Origin of the sequence: Streptomyces sp. NPDC093089 (assembly GCF_044754405.1) — a bacterium.
GTDB lineage: Bacteria > Actinomycetota > Actinomycetes > Streptomycetales > Streptomycetaceae > Streptomyces.
The window spans coordinates 1-20,544 of record NZ_JBIVPA010000006.1 but is presented as its reverse complement, the minus strand read 5'-3'; the positions used below and the strand labels follow the sequence as shown (position 1 = coordinate 20,544).

Here is a 20,544-nt window from a genome sequence, read left to right as displayed (position 1 = left end):
CCAGCCATTACGTCAATACCGAGAAGAGGATTTCGATGGCCGAACTCGCCAGGATCACGGTCGAGCCGCGTGAACCGATGGCCGCGGAGGTCTCCCGCCGCCTGATCGATTACCTGATGTCCGGCGAGGTGCAGCCCGGCGACCGGATCCCCTCCGAGCGGCAGCTCACCGAGATGCTCGGGGTGAACCGGCCGACCGTGCGTGAGGCGATCAAGTCGCTGGGCTTCCTGGGCCTGCTGGAGATCCGCCAGTCCAGCGGGACCTACTTCCGGGGTGCCGACTCCGACGTGCTCTACCGGCTCTTCGAACTGGGTCTGGTCCTGGGTGAGCGGGGGGCGCGGGACATGGTCCAGGCGCGCGCCGAGCTGGAGGTCGTCGTCGCAGGCCTCGCCGCCGAAGCCCGCGACGAGGCGGGAGTGGAGCTGCTGCGCACCCGGCTGGCGGCCATGCGTGACTGCTCGGACGAGGAGTTCCCCGAGGCGGACACCGCCTTCCATGCCGCGCTCGGCGAGATGGCCGGCAACGCGGTGCTGCGCGACATGCTCAAGGGCATGCGGGCGATGATCCAGCGCGGCTGGGTGGAGCGCACCGGGGCGGTGCGGTCCCGCGAGGTCGCCTACGCCGACCATGTCCCGATCTTCGAAGCAGTCGTGAAGGGTGACTCCGCCGCGGCCCGCGCAGCCATGGCGCAGCACATGCAGGGTGCCTCGCGCCGCCTGATGGAAGCCCTCGACCAGCGCGAGTCCTGAGTGACCCTGGCCGCCGGGGCGCGTCCCCGGCGGCCTCGGACCTCTCGCACCCGCAACCGGTTGACCGGTTGACCGGTTGGTCCTACAGTGGCGGCGCGGCAACGCAACAACCCGCTGCCCAGCCCACCCCCGAGGCTCTTCCGCCCTGTCGGCGAAGGCCGTCCCCGCACCTGGAACGATGCGGGCGCGGGGGGCCGGGGCCCCTGCCGGCCCCGTTACCGGAAAAGGAAAGAACCCCGGTGATCGAACCCCGACCCCTGGTCGCCATGATCCACGCCGTGCCGGCCGGAGCCCGCATCGCGCAGGAGGCGTTCGCCCGAGAGTTTCCCCAGGCCACTGTCTGGAACGTCCTCGACGACCGTCTCCTGGACGACGCCCGCGACGCCGGTGGCCTCACCGACGTCCTCAGACGCCGCATGCTCCGCCTGATCGAGCACACCATGGACGGCGGAGCGCAGGGTCTGCTGCTGACCTGCTCCTCCTACGGCGAAGTCGTCGACACCGCCCGCGTCCTGTGGCCGGCGCCGGTGCTCAAATCCGACGAGGCGATGTTCAAAGCCGCGCTCGCCGGCCCCTACGAGCGCATCGCCGTCGTCGCCTCGACTCCGCCGGCCGTCCCGGCCGCCCTCGCCCAGCTCGAAGCCCTCATCCCCGCCGTCCGGCAGGAACGCCCGGTCGAGATCGTCACCGCGCTCAGCGAGGCCGCCGCGGCCGAGCACGACCCGGCCGCGATCGCCGACCACCTCGCCGAGGCCCTGCGGGCCTCCGGCGGGGCCGACGCCGACGTGGTGCTGCTCGCCCAGTACTCCCTGTCCCCGGCCCGCGACCACCTGGCCGCACAGACCGGGCTGCCCGTCCTCGACGGCGCCGGTGCCGCCGCCCGCGAGCTGCGCGACCTCCTGGCCGCCGCCCCGGCCTGTACAGGCGGCACGCCGTGACGGGCCGGCTGCCCTGGCCGCTGGCCTACACCGTCTCCGCCGACGACTGCACGGCGCTGATGCCGCTCGGCTACGCGGCCCCGCTCGCCGGAGCCGTGCGCGACCTGGCAGAGCTCGGCTATGACGGCGTCGAGGTCCAGGTCCGCGACAGCACGGACCGCGACGCCGAAGACCTTGCCCGCACCGTCGAGGCAGGCGGACTGAAGATTCTCGGGATCGGTACCGGTCCCGTCGCCGCGCAGGACGGGCTGACACTCACAGACCCGGCGCCGGACGTGCGCCGCCACGCCCTCGACCGGCTGCTCGGCGCCGCCCGCCTGGCCGGCGCGATCGGCGTGCCGATCACCCTCGGGCAGACCCGCGGCACCTTCCTGACCGGACTGGAGGAACTGCAGCGGACCTGGGCCGAACGGGCCGTCGCCCGACTGGCAGAGGAGGCCGCAGCCGGCGGCACCCGGCTGCTGATCGAACCCCAGTCCCGCGCCAACACCTCGCTGTGGCACACCCCCGAGCAGGCCCTCGACATGATCGACTCCCTCGCGATCCCTGCCGGACTCGTCCTGGACAGCCACCATTTGGAGGCCGAGGGAACCAACCTGCTCCAGAGCGTCGCCGAGCATGCAGCCGTCACCGGCAGCGTCCAGCTGGCAGGCCCGAGCACCCGCGGCCCACTCCAGGTCGGCGACCACCGCCTGGTCCCGCTGCTCCAGACCCTCGCGGCGAGCGGGTTCACCGGCTGGCTGACGCTGGAACACACCCAGGACGGCGACAGCCGCAAGGCCGCCGCCCGGTCATGGACCGCACTCACCGACGCCGCCGCCCATCTGACCTGACCCGTCGCCCGCGAAGATCCTCACCCCCCGTTCTGAAAGGAACCCTCCATGAGCACCACCACCTACCGTCTCGGCGTCCTCCAGGGCGACGGCATCGGCCCCGAGATCGTTCCCTCCTCCGTGGAGATCGCCACCGCCGCCGCCCAGGCCGCCGGGGCCTCCATCGACTGGGTCACCCTCCCGCTCGGCGCCGAGGCGATCACCAGCCACGGCACCCCCGTCCCCGACGAGACCAAGGACGCCCTCGCCGACCTGGACGGCTGGTTCCTCGGCCCGCACGACTCCGTCAGCTACCCCGAGCCGCACAAGTCCGCGCTCAACCCTTCGGGCACCCTGCGCAAGCACTTCCAGCTCTTCGCCAACATCCGCCCCGCCAAGTCCTTCCCCGGCGCCAAGGCCGTCTGCGACAACGCCGACCTGGTCATCGTCCGCGAGAACACCGAGGGCTTCTACGCCGACCGCAACACCTTCGCCGGCACCGGCGAATTCATGCCCACCCCCGACACCGCGATCATGCTGGGCATCATCACCCGCGAGGCCACCGAGCGCGTCGCCCGCGTCGCCTTCGACCTGGCCCGATCCCGCCGCAAGAAGCTCACCATCGTTCACAAGGCCAACGTCCTCAAGCTCACCACGGGCCTGTTCCGCACCGTGTGCCAGGAAGTCGCCCAGGACTACCCCGACGTCCAGGTCGACGACTTCCACATCGACGCCATGACCGTCCACCTGGTCCGCCGCGCCCAGGACTTCGACGTCATCGTCACCGAGAACATGTTCGGCGACATCCTGTCCGACCTCGCCGGCGAGATCTCCGGCTCGCTGGGCACCGCGCCGTCCATCAACGCCTCCGCCACCACCGCCATGGCCCAGGCGTCCCACGGCTCCGCCCCCGACATCGCCGGCCGCGACATCGCCAACCCCGTCGCCATGATCCTCTCCGGCGCCATGCTCTTCCAGTGGCTCGGCGCCAAGCACGGCGACGACGCACTCATCAACACCGCGCAGATCATCGAGCAGGGCGTCGCCGACACCATCGCCGCCGGCACCTCCACCCGCGACCTCGGCGGCACCGCGACCACCACCGATTTCACCGCCGCCGTCATCAAGGCCATCGGCTCCCGCCAGGGCTGACCCCACAGACCGTCCGGGGACGGAGAGCCCCGACCCTTCCCGTCCCCGGACCCCCACCCCGTACCACCCGCACGCGCCCAAGGAGAAGCCCGACCATGACCCTGCGCATCGGCTGCATAGCCGACGACTTCACCGGCGGCACCGACGTCGCCGCCGCCTTCCGGCGGGCCGGCCTGCGCACCGCCCTGGTCTTCGGCACCCCGGACGCGGCCACCACCCTCCCGCCGGACTGCGACGCCGCCGTCGTCGCCCTCAAGTCCCGCTCCACCCCCGCCGCCGAAGCCGTCGCCGACTCCACCACCGCCCAAAGCTGGCTCTGGGCCCAGGGCGCCGCACAGATCTACTTCAAGTACTGCTCCACCTTCGACTCCACCGCCCACGGCAACATCGGACCCGTCACCGACGCCCTCCTGGACGGCGCCGGCGCCACCGTCACCCTGCACACCCCGGCTTCCCCGGCCAACGGCCGCACCGTCTACCAGGGCCACCTCTTCGTCCACGACCAGCTGCTGTCCGACTCTCCGCTGCGCCACCACCCCCTCAACCCCATGACGGACGCCTCCCTGGTCCGCCTCCTCACCCCCCAGACCAGCCACCCGGTGGCCCTCATCGACTGGGCGACCGTCCGCTCCGGCCCCGCCGCCGTGCGCGACGCCCTCCTGACCCACCAGCGCAACGGCGTCCGCCACGTCATCGCCGACGCCCTCAGCGACGACGACCTCGCCGTCCTCGGTGCCGCCGCCCTCGAACTCCCCGTCGTCGCCGGCGCCGCCGGCCTCGCCGAAGGACTCGGACACGCCTACCACGCCACCGGCACCGCAGCCTCCGTCCCGCTGCCCGCCGAAGGACGCGCCGCCGTCCTGGCCGGCAGCTGCTCGGCACGCACCCTCGAACAGATCGCACAGTTCTACGCCGCCGGGCTGCCCTCCCTCCACCTCGACGTCCTCGCCGGCGCCACCGGCCGCGACATCGTCACCGAGGCCCTCACCTGGTACGACGCGCAGGACCCCGCCTCCCCCGTCCTGATCTACGCCTCCGCCTCCCCCGAAGAACTCGCCGCCGTCCAGGCACAGCTCGGCGTAGCCGAAGCCGCAGCCCAGGTCGAGGAACTCCTCGGCGCCCTCGCCGTCCACCTCGTCGACCGCGGGGTCAACCGCCTCCTCGTCGCCGGCGGCGAAACCTCCGGAGCCGTCACCACCGCACTCGACATCCGCGCCGTCCTCGTCGGGGACGAAGCCGACCCCGGCGTCCCCTGGACCACCGCCGACACCAAGACCGGACCCCTCGCCCTCATGCTCAAGTCCGGCAACTTCGGCGCCCCCGACCTCTTCACCCGCGCCCTGACCCACCCCGCAGGCGACCAGTGAGCGCCTACACCGACGAACGGGCCGCTCGCGAACTCCTCGTGCGCACCGCCCGCTCCCTGTTCACCCGCGGACTGACCCACGGCTCCACCGGCAACCTCTCCCTGCGCCTCGCCGACGGCGCCCTCCTGCTCACCCCCACCGGATCCAGCCTCGGCACCGTCACCGCGGCCGGCCTCTCGCGTACCGACATCCACGGCCGCCACCTAGACGGCCCCCGCCCCACCAAGGAAGCCTTCCTGCACGCCGCTTTCTACCGCGCCCGCCCCGCGGCGACAGCGGTCGTGCACCTGCACTCCACCCATGCGGCCGCCGTCTCCTGCCTCGCCGTACCCGACACCAGCGACGTCCTTCCGCCGCTGACCGCGTACTACGCCATGCGCGTCGGCCGCCTGCCCCTGCTGCCCTACCACGCCCCCGGCGACCACGCCCTGGAACCGCTCGCCGAGCACACCGCGCGTACCCATCACGCCGTACTGCTCGCCAACCACGGACCGATCGTCGCCGGAACCTCCATCGAGCAGGCAGCGGACGCCATCGAAGAACTCGAAGAGACCGCCAAGCTCCACCTCCTGCTCCAGGGGCACACGACCCGGCCCCTCACCCCCGAGCAGGCTGCCGCGCTCGCACCCCCAACCGCTTGACGGCCGGAAGAGGAAACGCGAGCGCGGCAGCCCCCCCTTCTTCACGAGAGGCCACCCGTGCCCGGACACAGCCCCATCCCCACCGCCGACCTCGTCGACCAGCACGGCACCGACCTGCGCGTCTGCGACCTGCAATTCCGCCAGTTCGGCGGACACCGCGCCTTCGCCGGCCCCGTACGCACCATCACCTGCCACGAGGACAACGGACTGCTCCGCGACCTCCTGCGCACCCCCGGCAACGGCAGCGTTCTCGTCGTCGACGGCCGCGGATCGCTGCGCACCGCCCTTGTCGGAGACCTCATAGCCGGCGCCGCCCACGACAACGGCTGGGCCGGCCTCGTCCTGAACGGCGCCGTACGCGACAGCGCCACCCTCGCCGGACTGCCGCTCGGCATCAAAGCCCTCGGCACCACACCCCGCAAGAGCGCCAAGGACTCCGCCGGAGCCATCGACCTCCCCGTGACCTTCGGCGGCATCACCATCCACGCCGGTGACGTCCTGCACGCCGACGACGACGGCATCGCCCTTCTTCCCGACCCCACCTGACCGCCACCGCACCACCATCCCCACCGACGATTGGGCAGCACGTGATCCTGAAAACCTTCGGCTGGTCGTTCGCGATCACTGTGCTCGGCTTGGTCGCAGCCGTCCTCTACGGGGGGTGGGAGGCGTTCGGGATCGTCGCGATCCTCTGCGTCCTCGAGATCTCGCTGTCGTTCGACAACGCGGTGGTCAACGCCGGAATCCTGCAGAAGATGAATGCCTTCTGGCAGAAGATCTTCCTCACGATCGGCGTGCTCATCGCCGTCTTCGGCATGCGGCTCGTCTTCCCCGTCCTCATCGTCGCCGTCAGCGCGAAGATCGGCCCCATCGAGGCCGTCGACCTCGCGCTGAACGACGCCGACCGCTACCAGGAACTGGTCACGGACGCGCACCCGTCCATCGCCGCGTTCGGTGGCATGTTCCTGCTGATGATCTTCCTCGACTTCATCTTCGAGGACCGTGACATCAAGTGGCTCGGCTGGCTGGAGCGCCCGCTGGCCAAGCTCGGCAAGATCGACATGCTGTCGGTCTGCATCGCGCTGATCGTCCTGCTCGTCAGCGCCATGACCTTCGCGACCCACGCCCACCAGCACGGCGGCACGCACGTCGACAAGGCCCAGACGGTCCTGATCTCCGGCATCGCCGGCCTCATCACGTACCTCGTCGTCGGCGGTCTCTCCGGCTACTTCGAGAACAAGCTGGAGGAGGAGGAGCGCGAGCACGAGGCCGAGGAAGAGGCCAAGCGCACCGGCAAGAAGGTCTCCGCGGTCCAGCTGGCCGGCAAGGCCGCCTTCTTCATGTTCCTCTACCTGGAGGTCCTCGACGCCTCCTTCTCCTTCGACGGCGTCATCGGCGCCTTCGCCATCACCAACGACATCGTCCTGATGGCCCTCGGCCTCGGCGTCGGCGCCATGTACGTCCGTTCGCTGACGGTCTACCTGGTCCGCCAGGGCACCCTCGACGACTACGTCTACCTGGAGCACGGCGCGCACTACGCGATCGGCGCCCTCGCCGCCCTCCTCCTGGTCACCATCCAGTACGAGATCCCCGAGATCATCACGGGTTCCATCGGCGTGGCCCTGATCGCCTGGTCCTTCTGGTCCTCCGTCCGCCGCAACAGGCGGCTGGCAGAGGCCGAGGGCGCTTCCTCGTACGACAAGGCCGAGGTGAGCTCCGGGGTGTGACGCCGGGGACAACGAGGAGAGCTTCCCCGCGGGCGGCCGGCGAGTCCGGCCGCCCGCAGCCATGTGACGGCCGGACAAGGCGACCGCTGCGATGCCGACGAAACTGCTGAACGTCGATCAGGCAGGAGCCGCCTCGTAGGTGACGAGTGTCAGGGGGACAGAACCCAGCGAGACCCGTGAGTGCCCGGCGCTCGTTCTCACCGGCGTCCAGGCTCCCGGGCGGCTTCGCCCACACCCACGTCGCGGCACAGGCGCAGGGGCAGGAGGCGTCGGATCAGCCTGCCGGGTGCCGTACGCGGTGGTGATCAGAGAGGCTGTTCGGGCAGCGGCCTGTCCTGGACGACGTTCTTCATGACGAGGGTGGAGGTCAGGCGCTGGACCCCGGGCAGGCGGGCGAGCTGCTGGTCGTAGAGCTGCTGGAACGCGGCCAGGTCGGTGGTGGCGACCCGCAGGAGATAGTCGGGTTCGCCGAAGAGACGCTGCGCCTCCAGCACATGAGGGACGGCGGTCACGGCTTCTTCGAAGGCGCTTACGGTGTCAGGGGTTTCCCAGCGCAGGGTGGCGAAGACGACGGCCTCGAAGTTCAGGCCGACGGCAGCGGGGTCGACGACGGCGCGGTAGCCCCGGATCACTCCTTCGCGTTCGAGGTCGCGCAGCCGGCGGTGGCATGGCGAGACGCTGAGCTGCACCCGGGCAGCCAGTTCGGTGACGGTCAGGCGACCGTCGAGCTGTAGCTCGGTAAGAATTTTCCGGTCCAACGTGTCCATGGAGAAGATTCTCCCCTGAATATCGCGATCATGAAGCAAATACGCAAACACTTTTGGGCACATCCTGCCTAGCCTTCCCTGTGGAACAAGGAATGCGAAAGGGAAGATCGATGGACACGACGACGTTGGCGGCCTTCCTGGCAGTGGACCTGCTGCTGGTCTTCACGCCGGGCGCGGACTGGGCCTTCGCGATCTCCGCCGGTGTGCGGGGGCGTTCGGTCGGCCCGGCGGTCACCGGTCTGATCGCCGGGCATGCGGCGTACGCGCTGGTTGCCGTCGCGGGCCTGGCGGTGATCGTGGCGAGCTCGCCGGCCGCGCTCACCGGTCTGACGGTGGTGGGCGCCGGATACCTGCTGTGGCTGGGGTGCGGGATGCTGCGGCAGCCGGCCGTCCCGGCGACCGGGGGAGAGGGCGCGGACACCTCTCGGCTGCAGGTCATGCTCAAGGGGTTCGGGATCAGCGGTCTGAACCCGAAGGCGCTTTTGCTCTACTTCGCGCTGTTCCCGCAGTTCATCGACCCGTCCACGGGCTGGCCGGTCGCCGCGCAGACCGGACTGCTCAGCACGGTGCACCTGACCGCCTGCGCCGTCGTCTACCTCGCCGTCGGTGTCCTGGCGCGCACGGTGCTGAGCACCCGGCCCTCGGCCGCCCGGGCCGTCACCCGCGCCAGCGGTGTCATGATGATCGTCATCGGCGCCTTCCTCCTGGTGGAACGCCTGGCAGCCTGAGTGGGTTTCGGCCTCGTTCCGACCGGCACGGAAACGAAGGAGAGCACACACGTGGCAGAGCAGACCCAGGAGCAGGCCAGTCCGTCGGTCCAGAAGCGCGTTCGGGACAGCTTCGACCGACAGGGCCTGATGACCCACCTCAGAGCCCGTCTCACCCACATCGGTCCAGGCCGTGTCCACATCGTCCTCCCAACCCGGCCCGAGGTGACCCAGCAGCACGGCTACGTCCACGCCGGTGCCACCAGCGCCATCGCGGACAGCGCCGGCGGCTACGCGGCGCTGTCGCTCTTCGACGAGGACTCCGAAGTCCTCACCGTCGAGTACAAGATCAACCTCCTCGCGCCCGCCGCCGGCGAGCACCTGGAGGCCATCGGTACCGTCCTCAAGCCCGGACGCACCCTGACCGTCTGTCACCTGGAGGTTCACGGTGTCCAGAGCGACGGGGCGCGCAAACTCGTCGCCAACGGGCAGCAGACCCTGATCCGTGTGACCAGGCCCGCCCAGTGACACCCCACCCCACCCTGCCTGTGCTGCCGTCCTGGCTGACGTGGTGGCAACGGCCGTTCCCGAACGCCAGCACCTGCTCATGCACGGCCGCCGCCCCGCGTTGGCCGACAGCGGGTGCGTCGGCCATGCCGAGGAGACCGCCGCTTGGTCCCGCGCGCATGCCGGAAGCATCGACCTGGTCGTCAACACCCACGGGCACTCCGACCCCCGAGAATCGCGTCCAAGGCAGGCCAGGAGATCGTCGACGCGCCCGACGGTGATGGTGTTGACGTCCCGGTCGGTGGTGGCCTCGGCCAGGAGGTCGGCGGGGCCGACGGTCCGGCCCAGGCGCGGTCCGGAGAGTGAGTAGGGCTTGGACATGGTGCCGACGGGACGCCGCGCTCGTACAGACCGGCGATCGAGGCGGTGAAGCCGTAGCCGTTCTCGTCGACGCCCTGGTGGACCTCGTCGCACATCGCGCGCAACCCGGCGTCTTCGGCGATCTCGGTGATACGGGCGACGCGGTGTTCTAGAAGGAGTGCTCCGGTGCCGGGAACGCCCCCGCCGCCACCTCAGCCGCGAAGTCCCCGGCCGCTTCGCGGAGTACGCCGTGCACATCGGCGTACTGCTTCACGAACCTCGGCAGCCGCCCCGTGCGCAGGCCGGCCATGTCCTGCCAGACCAGCACCTGAGCGTCACACCCGTTCCCGGCACCGATGCCGACGGTCGGGACCGCGACGCTCCGCGTGATCTGCGCACCGACGCCCCCGGGCACCATCTCGACCAGCACGGCGAACGCGCCCGCCGCCTCCAGCGACTTCGCTGCGGACACCAGCCGCTGCGCGTCCTCACCGCGCCCCTGCACTCGGTAGCCACCGATGCTGTGCTCGGCCTGCGGGGTGAACCCGATGTGCGCCATCACCGGGATCCCGGAGCGGGTCAGCAGTTCGACCTGTGGCACCATATGCTCACCCTCCAGCTTCACCGCGTGCGCGCCCGCCTCCTTCATGAACCGCACCGCAGTGTGGAAACACTGCTCCGCGGACGCCTCGTAGGAACCGAACGGCAGGTCCGCGACCACCAGCGCACGCCGGGCGGCCCCGGACACCGCGCGCACGAGCGGGAGCAGCTCGTCAACCGTCACCGGCAACGACGTCTTGTTGCCGAGCACGTTGTTCGACGCCGAGTCCCCGACCAGCAGCACCGGAATGCCGGCCTCGTCGAAGGTCGCCGCGGTGTACATGTCGTACGCCGTCAGCATCGCCCACTTCTCCCCGCGCTCTTTCATCTCACGCAGGTGCGGGATTCGGATCCGCTTCAACGGCGGCTGCGCGGTGGTGGTCGCGCCGATGCCGTACGGGGTGGGCTGCTCACTCATTGATGTCCTCCGGACACACCTCTCGAGGCTCCCTGTAGGAGTCCCCGGACTCACCACCAGACGTTAGGCGGCTTGACACCGAAGGTGTTGCCGACTCAGCCCCGATCACCTGCGATGCAGAGAAGATCCTTCTACGGAAGGCCCGGTAGGACGAAGAACTTTGCGCCTCTTGTCAGCCGGCTGATCCTGACGGAACCATCACGTCATGCCGGTGCTCAAAGCACCTCGGCAGGCGCTGACCACCACCGACACAACAGTGAGGGTCGCGGGGAGTCGAGCCCGCCTCAAACGGGTTGCAGAAGGCTGCGAGGCGGTCCCTTCTACTGTATTGCGTCGGGTGCAGAGGTGTCTCCCGCATTCTTGACGGCTTATCAGTCAAGTCAGCATCTGGTCAGCATGAGCCGCCGGGCGTTCCCGGAGAATTGCCTGAACAGGCGTCGGCGACGGAGCGAAAGCCCAGGTGGGGGCCCGTTCGTCTGACCGGAGCGATGTTCCTCGCAAACATCGTTCGGCGCGTGCCGGTGTACAGTCGAGACCGCCCTTGACCTGCACGAAGCAGGCAGGGAGCCGTCTCAGAGGAGTCCAAAGTGCTGCGTACTCTGTTCAAGTCCAAGATCTGACTCTTTGGCGTCGCCACAGGTCAGGGGCATCATGTGCCCCCCTCAGGTCAGCAAACGGTCAGCATGCGTCCCGGACGTGTCCCCGCGTGCTGACTTGCGACTGACAGTGCGGCGCCTGAGCAGGTTCTTGGGCTGGAACGGATGGTGCGTACATGGCCCGACAGCTCGCCCGCGGCATGGGGTCCTTCTTCAAGGACTGCGGCTGCGCCAAGCCCACCCGCTGCCCTCACCCCTCCTCGATCCGCTTCCGCGACGCGCTCGGCAGGCAGCGCGAGGAGTCCGGATACGGCACGCAGGACGATGCGATCGAGCGCCTCACGCAGCTGTATGCGGAGAAGAAGACCACGGCGCCGTCCGTGGCGGCGGCCCGCCGCGAGCTGGGACAGCTGACGGTCGAGGAGTACGCGAAGCAGTGGCGGCCCCGGCAGCGCAGGATGACGGATTACTCCACGGGGAGCATGTCGACAGCCCGATCAACGTGCACGATCAACATGCACATCGTCCCGCGCCTGGGATCGCGGGAGCTGAACTCGGTCACGCCGATGGTGGTCGAACGCTTCCTGGACGAGATGGAGAGCGACGGGGTCGGCCGAGGGAACCAGGTCAACATCTTCCGGGTCCTCAAGACCATCCTGCGGGACGCCTACACCAAGGGGGCCATGGCGGACGACCCGGTGAAGGGGGTCCAGGAACCCGAATACGTTCGGGCGATGGTTGCCATTCCGTCGCTCGCCTACGTGACGAAAGCGCTGGCCGTCGCCGATGAGGATCTGGCGCTGGAGATCGTGATGATGGCGGGGTGTGGCCTGCGCAATGGTGAGGCGCGGGCGGTGAACGTCAACAACGTCGTGGCCCAGGACGTGTACCGGGTGGGGGAGCAGATCCACTCCAACACGCTGAGGCCGGCGAAGCTGAAGCACCGCAAGGCGGGGGAGTTCCGGGAGGTGCCTCTGCCGCGGTCGGTGCGGGGGGCGATCGAGCGGTATGCGAAGAAGCACGGCACCACGAAGGACGGCTACCTGCTGCGCGGCCCGGGCGGCTACTTCACCGAAGGCATGGAGCGGCGCCGGGTGAGGAAGCTCTTCACGGACATCCCTCCGGAGAAGGGCGTCGGGATGTACGGCTTCCGGCACTACTTCGCCTCCAACGCCCTGGGAAACGGCATCCCGATCACTGACGTGGCGGAGTGGATGGGCCACAAGTCCATCGAGGAGACGTACCGCACGTACCGGCATCTGATGCCGGGCAGCATCACCAAGGCTGCCCGGATCCTGGACGCCGGCCTCTGGGAAGCCGCCTGATTTCTGACCTCGAGAGAACTGTGGGTTCTTCGTCTGCTGGTAGTGGTCCGGCATCATCTTGTGGGTCTCTGGGCGCACCCTCGACTGCTTGTGGCCGCCGAGGTCGCGTGTGCGGAGTTTGACGGAAGGCCGTGGACATGGAAGTGCGCCGGCCAGGCTTGATGACGGAGCGGGGTCGCTTGATCGTTGATTGCGGTGGACCTTCGGCTGTACGAGAGTCTCCTGGCCGAGCTGCGCAGGTCCGGTCTGCCGGTTGGCCGGACCCTCTGATTGGTGCGAGGATTTCCCGTTCGTGAGCGGTGGGACCGGGAAGGTCGGAAGTCTGCGGGGTGACTTCGTGCCGAAGCCGGGACCTTCCGCCTGCGACCGGCTGTTGCGGGGCAGGTCTCTAGGTGTGGCTCCTCTGGCGGGGGAAGCGCTGCCACGGGGCGGCCGCCCGGTGGGAACCCGGGCGGCCGGTTCGGAGCGGTGACGACAGGCGATCGGCGATTGCTCAGCAGGTCGCGCCGGCGCGCAGCGCGAGTGCCGTTTGGGGGGCGACGTTGGCGGTGAACCAGCCGTTGCCGTCCACCGTCACGCAGGCACCGTTCTGGATGTTGCGGTAGTTGCCGGCGGGCAGCTGGCTGTGGAAGGAGCGGTTGACGCCGGAGGACTCGTGGTTGATCACGACGTAGCCCTTGGTGCCGCGACCGAAAGCAATGGCCTGGTAGCCGTTGTCCCACCAGTTGACCACTGCTTGGCCGCGGGTGGTGTTGCGGAACGCCACCATGGCCTTGATCTCCTGCCAGGCGTGCTGGCACTTCCAGCCGTCCTGCCAACAGGCGTTGACTGTACCCCCGTTGGGGGGTCCGGCATCGATGCTGCTCCACTCGTAGCCGGAGTGGATGTCCGGAGAGCCGTAGGGCCAGGCGAGCATGAAGGCGTTGGCGAGGGCGTAGTTGGCGCCGGACTTGTAGGTGAGTGTGGAGCCGTTGCGCTCGGTGTCGTGGTTGTCGACGAACACGGAGGACTTGCCGGAGGACATGTAGCCCCAGCTCTCGCCGAAGTTGTTCAGGTAGGCGAGGCGCTCGTTGTTGAAGACGCGCTTGAGATCGTACGCGTAGCGGAACTCCTGGACGTCGCCGGAGCCCAGGTACTCGCTGGGCTGGACGGTCTCGCCGGCGCCGTAGATGGCTTCGTGCTTCCAGTAGACGTTCGGGTTGCTCAGTCGGGACTTGATGTTGGCGAGGTCGGTGGCGGCCATGTGCTTGGAAGCGTCGATGCGGAAGCCGTCGACGCCGAGGGAGAGCAGGTCGTTCAGATACGCGGCGATACGGCCGCGGACGTAGTCCTCGCCGGTGTCGAGGTCGGCGAGGCCGACGAGCTCGCAGTTCTGGACGTTCCAGCGGTCCTGGTAGTTGCCTACCTGGGACTTGCAGTTGTCGAAGTCGGGGTCGGAATAGACCCCCGGGTAGGTGTACTTGTTGTACGAGGAGCCGCCGGTGCCGGTGCCGGAGCCCGCTGACATGTGGTTGATGACGGAATCGGCCACGACCTTGACTCCAGCGGCGTGGCAGGTGTTGACCATGTTCTGGAAGTCGGTGCGGCTGCCGAGTCGCCCGGCGATCTTGTAGCTGACGGGCTGGTACGAGGTCCACCATTGACTGCCCTGGATGTGTTCCTGGGGTGGGGAGACCTGGACGAGTCCGTAGCCGGCGGGGCCGAGGACATTGGTGCACTCCTTGGCGACAGAGCTGAACTTCCACTCGAAGAGGACCGCGGTGACGTCTTTGACCCCGGGCGGTACGGCCTGGGCCGGGGCGGGTCCCGTGACGGCCACAGCGGCTCCCGCCACAAGGGCGAGTGCAGCGGCCACGAGCTTTCTGGCCATGTCTTCTCCTGCCGGCTTCGATTTAGCAAGATGTTGCCGAAAATGACAGCAACTGTTTTCAGACGTGACCGTACGAGCGCCCAGGGGGCCGGTCAACCCTCTGGAGCAATCAACACAATTGATTTCGCTAGTAGTTGTGGAGATGGCCCCGGCGAGCGGGCGCGTCCTGGAGTCAGATACCGGCCAGGGCTCTTGTGCAGCCGAACGTATTGACACTGCTCAAGGTCGGCCAGCATCCTCAGCTGCCCCTGCCCACCGAGGGGCCTTCCTCTCCTGACCCTTCTCGTTGGAGGAGCACGCGCATGCAGAACCGGACGACGTCCTCTGATCCGTCGCGGCGTCGAAGACGCTCCTTGCCGCGCACACTCACCGCGCGACTGGCGAGCCTCCTGCTGCTCGCCACCGCCCTGATCGGCCTCGACGCGTCACCGGCGCTGGCCGGCGAGGAGTGCTTCCCGCCCGGCTGGTGCGGGCAGGTCATCAACAGCGGCTCTTCGGGAGCCGTCGTCAGGGCGGCCAGGAGCTGGTGCGGCGACGACCTCGAGGTCTCGCTGGAATCGTCCTCCTCCCGGATGCCCGCGGACCGCAACGGCGACGGCAAGACCGACTGCGCGGACGCGGCTAACACGTTCAGCCAGAAGAGCGACCTGGCCCCCGGCTCGGAGACCCCCGACGACGAGGACTGGGACGCCTTCCGGGTCGACCAGGGCTGTAAGGCCGATACGGACGCGGCCAGCTCAAGCGGCGGTCTGTACGACAACACCGACCTCCTCGGCGACCGGTGGGTCAAGGTCGACGACGGCGTGGACCGCGGCATCTACACGGTCACCTGCGCGTCCGCGCTGTCGCAGGTCTCCGACAACCGCTGCACCCACACCCCGACCAGCTTCGCCGGCTCCGGGGTCCTCGGCATGCCCGCAGCCAGCGGCCAGCTGTTGTCCGCGGAGTCACGCGTCGACGCCCCCGGCGTGTTGCGGGCCCGTACGGCAAGCGGCAGCGCCGGACCGTGGGAGCAGTTCCGCTTCGACGTCGTGGACGCCAACTGCTCGGTGTACGCGCTCTGGTCCATCGACAAGCAGCGATACGTCTCCACCGAGGCGAGCTGGCGTGGAGGCACCTCGGGCGCGCTGCGGGCGCGCGCCACCGGTATCGGGGCGTGGGAGAAGTTCACGCTCCACGACCTGGGCGGCGGAGACTTCGCCCTGCGCTCGTGGGCGAACGGCCGGTATGTGACTGCGGAGCTCGGCTACCCCGGCGACCGCTACGCCCTGCTGCGGGCTCGCGCGACCTCCATCGGGCCGTGGGAGACGTTCCGCAAGAGCCCCACCTCGCAGTTCGCGTCGTACTGTCAGGAGACCGACCCCGACACCACCTACTGTCAGGTCCAAACCACCGGCGCATCGGGAACCGGCGCCACCGGCACCACGGGCACCACCCACGTGTGGCTCGACTGGAGCGGCCGCTCCTCGGGTCGCTGGACATCCGTGAGCGGATCGGCGTGCGTGACGGACACCTGGGCCAACGGGCGGGGCGTGAAAGCTCAGCTCGACTTCCACAAGGCCGACGCGGGCACCACGGTCAACACCACCAACTACGTCATCCGCGGCCCCTACAAGGACACCGGCGGCTCCTGCTCCTCCTGGTCCACCTTCACTGCCGGCAACACCGGCGGATTCGACTTCGTCGACATCGAGTGGGGCGACACCTGGAGCAACTGCGTCTACTGCTCCATGGGCCGGTACAGGCTCACCATCCTCTGAAACAGCTGAAGGACTTCTGCCCCGCCGGGACTTGCCGGCGGGGCGACTCTGTGCCAGCAGTCGGACGTTCTGCTTCTGCGACGGGCGCCGGCCTGGCCTGGCCTATGCGCGGAGCGTTTTCCCACCTCACGCTGATGCGTGGTGAAGGACGAGGACGGCCTTCACCAGGTCGGTGATGCGGTTGGTGCTGCAGCGGATCTTCCGGAGCAGGCGCCAGCCCTTCAGGGTGGCCATGGCCTGCTCGCCGAGGCAGCGGATCTTGGCGTGGGTACTGTTGTGACGACGCTTCCATCGCTTGAGGCGACGGCCGCGAAACGGTACCCGGATGGAACCGCCGGCGCCCTGATAAGCCTTGTCGGCCCAGCACTTCAGTCCGGCCTCGGCAAGTGCGTCGACGATGCCGTGGGTACGGGCGGCGGTCAGGTCGTGAGTGGAGCCGGGGAGCGCGGGCGAAGCCCACAGCAGCCGTCCGAACGGATCGGTCAGGACCTGCACGTTCATGCCGTGACGCTTGTGTTCCCGGAGCAGTAGGGGGTGTCGGCTGCGATGCGGTCGATCGGCAACAGGGTGCCGTCAAGGATGACGAACGCCTTCTCCCGGATCGTCCGCATCGCTTCGGCCAGGGACGGGGCGAGGGTGGACAGGGCCTCAACGGCTCCACGTATGTAGCGGTGGACGGTTGCGATCCCGATGCCGAACCCGGCGGCCGGCTGAGCATAGGTGTCACCGCACCGCAGGTGAGCCAGGGCGAGCAGAGCCTGTCGCGAGGCGGGAAGGCGCCGCCACCGCGTCCCGACGTCCTGCCGCATGGCCGTCAGCCGTTCGGTCAGGAACCGCAAGATACGGCTGGACAGATCAATCGAGGAGGGGTGGACAAGCACGCGAAGCTCCTGGTGGACACGGGTGATCTTGGCAGAGAACCCGTCTACCAGGAGCTTCGTCGTTGCGCAGGACTGTCCAACTCGCTCCCAGCACCGCCAGCTTGGAAAAGGCTCAAGGTCTGGCGCTTCGGTGCCGGTGACACGAGATCGGTTTCCATGTCTCAGGCCGTACAAGTTCAGAACACGCGCCTCCTCCAGCGACCGCATGCGCGCTGGCAACCACGGGTGCCCCGACCTGGGCAAGATGCCGAAGGACGCGGCGGTGTTCGCGAGCGCCGTTATCGAGGCCCGGTGCCCGCTGTGTGGCCGTCCGGCGAGTTGCCGAGGAGTTCGGCCAGTCCGCGGCGGGTGGCGGCGACGACGACGCGGTCGGCGGGGTGCAGGACGTGGCCGGGGTGGAGGTCCCAGAGGAGGGACTGGTGGTCGCCGTCGTGGCCGGTGTTGGCGAGGTCGGGGGAGCGGGATTCCGGGCGGGCGGTGTCGAGGGCGAGGACGCGCCAGGCGCCGGGGCGGAAGGCCTCGGCGACCGTGCGGCCTTCTAGCTGGGGGTGTCCGGCGACGAGGAGGACGGCGAAGAGGAGGACCTTGCGTTCGACGGAGATGGCGCCGAGGATCTGGCGGCCCATCATGGCGCCGGCGAAGGCGGGGGCGGCGAGGTGGGTGACGCTGCGGCTGCGGGTGACGGCGTCGGGGTGGGCGGAGCGCAGGGTGCGGTAGACGGCGGTGGCGAAGTCGTCGTCGTAGAGGCGCAGCGCGACGCGGAGGTCGTTCTTGAGGGCGCGGGCGGCGAGGGTGGCTTCCAGGTTGGTGGTGTCGGAGCTGGTGAGGGCGAGCAGGGCGTCGGCCCGGTGCACGCGCGCCGCGTCGAGGACGCCGTCCTCGGTGACGTCGCCGAGGACCACAGGGACGCCGAGGTCGCGGGCGAGCGGGACGCCGCGGGCGTCGGGGTCTTGTTCGACGCAGACGACGGGGATGTCGAGTTCCCGCAGCCGGGCGAGGACGCGGGCGCCGACCTTGCCGAGGCCGAGGAGCACGATGTGCCCGGACAGGCCGCGCGGCGGGCGGCGCAGCGCGCCGGTCGCGCGGAAAGTGCCCAGTGCTTCCAGGGCGCCGGCGACGAGGAGGGGGAGCAGGGCGAGGCCGACCAGGCCGGAAAGGAGCTGGAGGATCTGCCGGGTGGAGGACTCCTCCAAGGCGGGGTCGTTGATCGAGAACAGGTCGAGCAGGGTCAGGTACGCCGCGTGGACGGGGTCGGCCTCGGTCAGCACGGCCGTGGTGGCCGTGAGGGCGAGCACGGCGGCGACGATCCCGGCGAGCGACCAGCGCAGGCGGGCGGAGAACAGCTCACCGAGTGGGGCGCCGCGCCGGGCGAGGCGGCGGGGCGGGAGCGCGCGCCTCGCGCGCCGGACGGCTTCGAGGACGACGGTGCCGCGACCCGCCGAGCCCCGGACTGCCCGGTCGTCGGGCAGCAGTTCCGGACCCTGCGTGCCGCTCGCGTCCGAGCCCTCGCTGCCGACCGGGTCGGTAGTGGTGGACGAGAGCAACGCCAGGGTGCACAGGCCCGGGTCGGGGACTTCGCCCCGGCCGGGCGCCGAGCGTTCGGCGGCGCGCAGGAGCAGCCCGTCGGCCTGCACGACCTTGCTGGTGCCGGCGATCGCCGTGGCCACGAGCGCGGGGGCGGCGGTGTCCGCGTCGGAGAGGACGGTCGTGGACGCGTCGAGGACGGTGCGGTCGCCGCCTGGCGCGGCCACGAGGGCGGCCTGGTCGAGGAGTTCCTCAAGATGGTGGCCTAGCTTGCGGTTGTACATGCGGACGACGAGGCGCAGTCCCGGGTTGAGCCGACGTGCGGCGAGCGCGGCCCGCAGGTTCGTCTCGTCGTCCTCGTACAGCAGGGCCAGCGCGGCGGCCCTGTCCACGCCGGCACGGAGAAGTGCCGCTGTCGTGGGGGACGCGGCGGTCTCCACCTGTAGGGGAAGGACGGCGGCACCACTCACGGTGTCGGGCTCGGCCGTGTTCCGGTCGGCCACCTGCTCTTCCGCCTCGTCGGCGGGGACCACGAGGGTCACCCGTCGGCGGTACACCTCGCGCAGCTCGACCGCGAGCCGGCGTGCGAGCCCGTCGTCACCGCAGACCACCATGTGCCCGGCGGCGCCCGGCGGAGTCCGCCCCTGACTCGGCACTGCGACCATGTTCCCGCCCCCGTGACTCGATGCGTGACTCTGCCTGATCATCCACCGCGGCGCGTCGCCGTACGGCTACCGGGGCGCCCACGGGCCAGGAACGTCGCCGCGGCCAGTGCTGCGGGCGTCCACAGCGCGAAGTAGACGTCGAGATCCGTGCTCCGCCCCTGCAGGAGCATGGGCAGGAAGAAGGACCACGCACTCAGCAGACTGACAGCCCAAGCGCTTCTGCTGAGCGCGGTGGAGCGCCGCCACGCAGAGGTCTCCTGGTGTCGGAGCGACCACTGCGACACATGGACACCAAGGCCTCCCAGCAGCAGGAGCGCGGTGCCGGTACCGGCGGCGAACTGCGCGTCGCCGACCGGATGGGAATCGGTGCGCTGCGCTGACCGGTCGTTTCCGAGAACGACGATCCGGCCGCGCCAGACGGTGCCGACGACCCGGTCGCCGGGCTGTACCTGGTCAAGGAAGTCGGTGATGCCGGTGAACGTAGTCTTGCCGGCTGCCTCGTCGGTACCTGAGACCACCACCCAGCCGCCGGACCCCTTTCCGCGGTGGACCCGAACGGACTCGACGGCGAACCACGCCGCCCGCACACACTCCCGCGTCGCAGAACCGCGGCACACGGTCGCTCCCTGGAACGCCCCCTCATCGGCCGCTGCCTGGGGGAGTGTCACGAGCAACAGCGCGCCGGCGGTGAGGGCGGTCAGCCCGCCGAGCCCGATGAGGGCGGCCCGCACGCGCAGCCGCCACCTCTCGTAGGGCCTGCCGTGCCGCGGGACCCGCGTCATGGTCGGCCCGCCCAGTCGTCCAGCTTTCCGAAGACGAGCGTCACGGCGCCGCCGCCGGCGGCGATGAGACCGCAGATCGCGAGCATGGTGCGCTGGCCCTGCTTGCTCAGCTCCTCGTACTGGCTCCTCGTGACCTCGATGTCCGGGCGCAGCGGATCGGTGGTGTCGACGGCGAAATACCGTCCCCGGGAGGCGTCGGTGGCCTGGAGCCCCGAGTCGTCCGAGAAGAGGCCGGAGAGCAGCAGCCCTCCGGCCAGACACAGGACGGCGAGCAGGGCGTGCACCCGGTGCGGCAGGGCCTTTAGAGGTCCTAACAAAGGCGTTGGACGTGTCGGTAGGTGATCAGGCAGGTCGCGAGGCCGAGGAAGGCTTCGTGGATGTCGTCGCGTCGTTCCC

18 protein-coding genes and 1 pseudogene are annotated in these 20,544 nt (G+C 69.6%); 12 read left to right on the top strand and 7 right to left on the bottom strand.

What is annotated here, in order from left to right; translation table 11 throughout:
* Positions 1-35: 35 nt before the first annotated feature.
* From ACIQFX_RS15265 to ACIQFX_RS15230, 8 genes are all read left to right on the top strand, one after another.
* Positions 36-749, top strand: coding sequence for a FadR/GntR family transcriptional regulator (locus ACIQFX_RS15265; protein WP_402462926.1), 714 nt, complete (start codon positions 36-38; stop codon positions 747-749).
* A gap of 239 nt (positions 750-988) precedes the next feature.
* Positions 989-1,687, top strand: a complete 699-nt coding sequence (locus ACIQFX_RS15260; protein WP_402462923.1) for an aspartate/glutamate racemase family protein — start codon at positions 989-991, stop codon at positions 1,685-1,687.
* Entirely contained in the window at positions 1,684-2,520 is an 837-nt protein-coding gene (locus tag ACIQFX_RS15255) for a sugar phosphate isomerase/epimerase family protein (protein ID WP_402462919.1), read from the top strand. Before ACIQFX_RS15260 ends, ACIQFX_RS15255 begins: the two co-directional genes overlap by 4 nt.
* 48 nt (positions 2,521-2,568) lie before the next feature.
* Positions 2,569-3,651 carry an isocitrate/isopropylmalate dehydrogenase family protein gene (locus tag ACIQFX_RS15250; protein WP_402462916.1) on the top strand — a complete coding sequence of 361 codons (1,083 nt, stop codon included), beginning with the start codon at positions 2,569-2,571 and terminating at the stop codon, positions 3,649-3,651.
* A gap of 95 nt (positions 3,652-3,746) precedes the next feature.
* A complete protein-coding gene (gene otnK / locus ACIQFX_RS15245; RefSeq protein WP_402462914.1) occupies positions 3,747-5,018 on the top strand; it encodes a 3-oxo-tetronate kinase in 1,272 nt (423 codons plus the stop codon).
* Positions 5,015-5,659, top strand: coding sequence for a 3-oxo-tetronate 4-phosphate decarboxylase (otnC, locus tag ACIQFX_RS15240; RefSeq protein ID WP_402462910.1), 645 nt, complete (start codon positions 5,015-5,017; stop codon positions 5,657-5,659). The genes otnK and otnC overlap by 4 nt, the downstream gene beginning before the upstream one ends.
* 57 nt (positions 5,660-5,716) lie before the next feature.
* Positions 5,717-6,205 carry a ribonuclease E activity regulator RraA gene (rraA, locus tag ACIQFX_RS15235; RefSeq protein WP_402462908.1) on the top strand — a complete coding sequence of 163 codons (489 nt, stop codon included), beginning with the start codon at positions 5,717-5,719 and terminating at the stop codon, positions 6,203-6,205.
* 41 nt (positions 6,206-6,246) lie between these two features.
* Entirely contained in the window at positions 6,247-7,386 is a 1,140-nt protein-coding gene (locus ACIQFX_RS15230) for a DUF475 domain-containing protein (protein ID WP_402462905.1), read from the top strand.
* A gap of 305 nt (positions 7,387-7,691) precedes the next feature.
* Here the strand turns inward: ACIQFX_RS15230 and ACIQFX_RS15225 are convergent, their stop codons facing one another.
* On the bottom strand, positions 7,692-8,153 hold the full coding sequence (locus ACIQFX_RS15225; protein WP_402462902.1) for an Lrp/AsnC family transcriptional regulator: 462 nt from the start codon (positions 8,151-8,153) through the stop codon (positions 7,692-7,694).
* Positions 8,154-8,263: 110 nt separating this feature from the next.
* Here ACIQFX_RS15225 and ACIQFX_RS15220 point away from each other — a divergent pair, with 110 nt between their 5' ends.
* Both ACIQFX_RS15220 and ACIQFX_RS15215 read left to right on the top strand, forming a co-directional pair.
* Positions 8,264-8,881 (top strand): LysE family translocator, encoded by a 618-nt coding sequence (locus ACIQFX_RS15220; protein WP_402462899.1) that lies wholly within the window; start codon positions 8,264-8,266, stop codon positions 8,879-8,881.
* Positions 8,882-9,010: 129 nt separating this feature from the next.
* Positions 9,011-9,388: a PaaI family thioesterase gene (locus tag ACIQFX_RS15215; protein WP_402463826.1), complete on the top strand. Its 378-nt coding sequence runs from the start codon at positions 9,011-9,013 to the stop codon at positions 9,386-9,388.
* A gap of 508 nt (positions 9,389-9,896) precedes the next feature.
* On the opposite strand, the gene panB is transcribed toward ACIQFX_RS15215, so the two are convergent.
* Positions 9,897-10,745 (bottom strand): 3-methyl-2-oxobutanoate hydroxymethyltransferase, encoded by an 849-nt coding sequence (panB, locus tag ACIQFX_RS15210; protein WP_402462896.1) that lies wholly within the window; start codon positions 10,743-10,745, stop codon positions 9,897-9,899.
* Between the two features lie 772 nt (positions 10,746-11,517).
* Between panB and ACIQFX_RS15205 the strand changes: the two genes are divergently transcribed.
* Positions 11,518-12,666 carry a tyrosine-type recombinase/integrase gene (locus ACIQFX_RS15205; RefSeq protein ID WP_402462894.1) on the top strand — a complete coding sequence of 383 codons (1,149 nt, stop codon included), beginning with the start codon at positions 11,518-11,520 and terminating at the stop codon, positions 12,664-12,666.
* Positions 12,667-13,159: 493 nt separating this feature from the next.
* Here ACIQFX_RS15205 and ACIQFX_RS15200 read toward each other — a convergent pair whose 3' ends face one another.
* Positions 13,160-14,536 carry an alpha-amylase family protein gene (locus tag ACIQFX_RS15200; RefSeq protein ID WP_402462891.1) on the bottom strand — a complete coding sequence of 459 codons (1,377 nt, stop codon included), beginning with the start codon at positions 14,534-14,536 and terminating at the stop codon, positions 13,160-13,162.
* 353 nt (positions 14,537-14,889) lie between these two features.
* On the opposite strand from ACIQFX_RS15200, the gene ACIQFX_RS15195 reads away from it, so the two are divergent.
* Positions 14,890-16,296: a fascin domain-containing protein gene (locus tag ACIQFX_RS15195; RefSeq protein WP_402462888.1), complete on the top strand. Its 1,407-nt coding sequence runs from the start codon at positions 14,890-14,892 to the stop codon at positions 16,294-16,296.
* A 126-nt stretch (positions 16,297-16,422) separates the two neighbouring features.
* On the opposite strand, the pseudogene ACIQFX_RS15190 reads toward ACIQFX_RS15195, so the two are convergent.
* The 4 genes and pseudogenes from ACIQFX_RS15190 to ACIQFX_RS15175 all read right to left on the bottom strand — a co-directional run bounded on the left by ACIQFX_RS15190 (position 16,423) and on the right by ACIQFX_RS15175 (position 20,465).
* A pseudogene (locus ACIQFX_RS15190) lies at positions 16,423-17,177 on the bottom strand (transposase family protein).
* Positions 17,178-17,455: 278 nt separating this feature from the next.
* Positions 17,456-19,315, bottom strand: a complete 1,860-nt coding sequence (locus ACIQFX_RS15185; RefSeq protein ID WP_402463824.1) for an NAD-binding protein — start codon at positions 19,313-19,315, stop codon at positions 17,456-17,458.
* Positions 19,316-19,404: 89 nt separating this feature from the next.
* Positions 19,405-20,097: a hypothetical protein gene (locus tag ACIQFX_RS15180; protein WP_402462886.1), complete on the bottom strand. Its 693-nt coding sequence runs from the start codon at positions 20,095-20,097 to the stop codon at positions 19,405-19,407.
* Between the two features lie 47 nt (positions 20,098-20,144).
* Entirely contained in the window at positions 20,145-20,465 is a 321-nt protein-coding gene (locus ACIQFX_RS15175; protein WP_402462883.1) for a hypothetical protein, read from the bottom strand.
* Positions 20,466-20,544 lie beyond the last annotated feature (79 nt).

Excerpts from the sequence above, each read along its gene's own strand:
- ACIQFX_RS15185 (WP_402463824.1), bottom strand. The coding sequence starts at position 19,315 with ATGGTGGTCTGCGGTGACGACGGGCTCGCACGCCGGCTCGCGGTCGAG.
- ACIQFX_RS15225 (WP_402462902.1), bottom strand. The coding sequence starts at position 8,153 with ATGGACACGTTGGACCGGAAAATTCTTACCGAGCTACAGCTCGACGGT.
- ACIQFX_RS15265 (WP_402462926.1), top strand. The coding sequence starts at position 36 with ATGGCCGAACTCGCCAGGATCACGGTCGAGCCGCGTGAACCGATGGCC.
- panB (WP_402462896.1), bottom strand. The coding sequence starts at position 10,745 with ATGAGTGAGCAGCCCACCCCGTACGGCATCGGCGCGACCACCACCGCG.
- ACIQFX_RS15220 (WP_402462899.1), top strand. The coding sequence starts at position 8,264 with ATGGACACGACGACGTTGGCGGCCTTCCTGGCAGTGGACCTGCTGCTG.
- ACIQFX_RS15250 (WP_402462916.1), top strand. The coding sequence starts at position 2,569 with ATGAGCACCACCACCTACCGTCTCGGCGTCCTCCAGGGCGACGGCATC.
- ACIQFX_RS15215 (WP_402463826.1), top strand. The coding sequence starts at position 9,011 with ATGACCCACCTCAGAGCCCGTCTCACCCACATCGGTCCAGGCCGTGTC.
- ACIQFX_RS15205 (WP_402462894.1), top strand. The coding sequence starts at position 11,518 with ATGGCCCGACAGCTCGCCCGCGGCATGGGGTCCTTCTTCAAGGACTGC.
- otnK (WP_402462914.1), top strand. The coding sequence starts at position 3,747 with ATGACCCTGCGCATCGGCTGCATAGCCGACGACTTCACCGGCGGCACC.
- ACIQFX_RS15200 (WP_402462891.1), bottom strand. The coding sequence starts at position 14,536 with ATGGCCAGAAAGCTCGTGGCCGCTGCACTCGCCCTTGTGGCGGGAGCC.